A 939-nucleotide genomic window follows, 5' to 3' on the forward strand; every position below is an offset into this window, starting at 1 on the left:
GGCCGTGGTGAATCGCCAGACGTAGCTTGATTTCACTGTTTTAGCGATTGCTTGATATTGTGAACCGCACACATCAAGACGAGTTCACGAAATTCACCGTACCAAGATCGCGCACGCACGGCGTCGCCGAGCGTGCGCTTGATTGTCGAGAAGACGGTCTCACACGTCGCTCTCTGGCGGTATCGAGGCCCATCGATCCGCGCGTTATGCGCGTGATCGATGGGCCGGAACTCACGATGTTTGATCAGCGGTCTTACGCCCTCTTCGCGGAGTTTCTCGCGTAAATCCATCCAATCGTAGCCTTTGTCAGCAGCGAGGCTGGCGAGGTCGCCCGCGTTGCGGAGGGCGACCTGCCAGCCGAGGTGCGTGTCGTGGCGTTTCTCAGTCGTACAGTGAACGTCCAGAATGGCTTGGCTTTCTGTGTCGACGAGAGCTGTCGCTTTGAGCGTCTGAACCCGATAATTCGTCCGCCGACAGTAGTGTTTGCTAGCGTTTTCGCGGTCGAAGAACGTCGCATCGATGGCGGCGTGACCGCTCGTGTCGTGCAGCTGCGCCGACAGGCGCAGCAGCACTCGCCAGAGTGCGGTCTTGATTCTGTCAAACCACTTGACTAGCGTCGAGTGGTCGGGGAGATCGGCCGCCTCAAGGCCGATCTCCCCGAGTATTTGTGGCATCTCGCTCAGCAAATCGAGTGCCTCTCGATAGGATTTTTCCAGGTAAACCCGCAGACAGTGCAGCGACACCACCGCATACTCGGCGAAGCCGCCACCCCCTTCGGGGGCGGCGACTTCGCCTCGCTCACCAACAGCATTTTTAGCTAACTGAACGACTTTGCTCGTGAAGCGGGAGATCTTAGACATGAATCATCGACGGTTTCCCGCTTCAACTTCCTAGTTCTAACGGTCGATGCCGCCGTCGTCCAGCGATTCACCAGAGCCA

The 939-nt window shown here is 57.8% G+C and carries 1 protein-coding gene; it reads right to left on the minus strand.

Annotated features, from left to right (window positions below):
* Window positions 1-32 precede the first annotated feature (32 nt).
* The gene (locus tag KZ498_RS24635) at window positions 33-860 is read right to left on the minus strand and encodes an IS5 family transposase (RefSeq protein ID WP_312622363.1); all 828 of its coding nucleotides are present in this window, start codon (window positions 858-860) and stop codon (window positions 33-35) included.
* Window positions 861-939: the final 79 nt, after the last annotated feature.

It is taken from the genome of Haloarcula sp. 1CSR25-25 (assembly GCF_032027985.1).
GTDB lineage: Archaea > Halobacteriota > Halobacteria > Halobacteriales > Haloarculaceae > Haloarcula.

Bases quoted from the DNA above. Each gene is read 5' to 3' on its own strand.
- KZ498_RS24635 (WP_312622363.1), bottom strand. From the start codon at position 860: ATGTCTAAGATCTCCCGCTTCACGAGCAAAGTCGTTCAGTTAGCTAAA.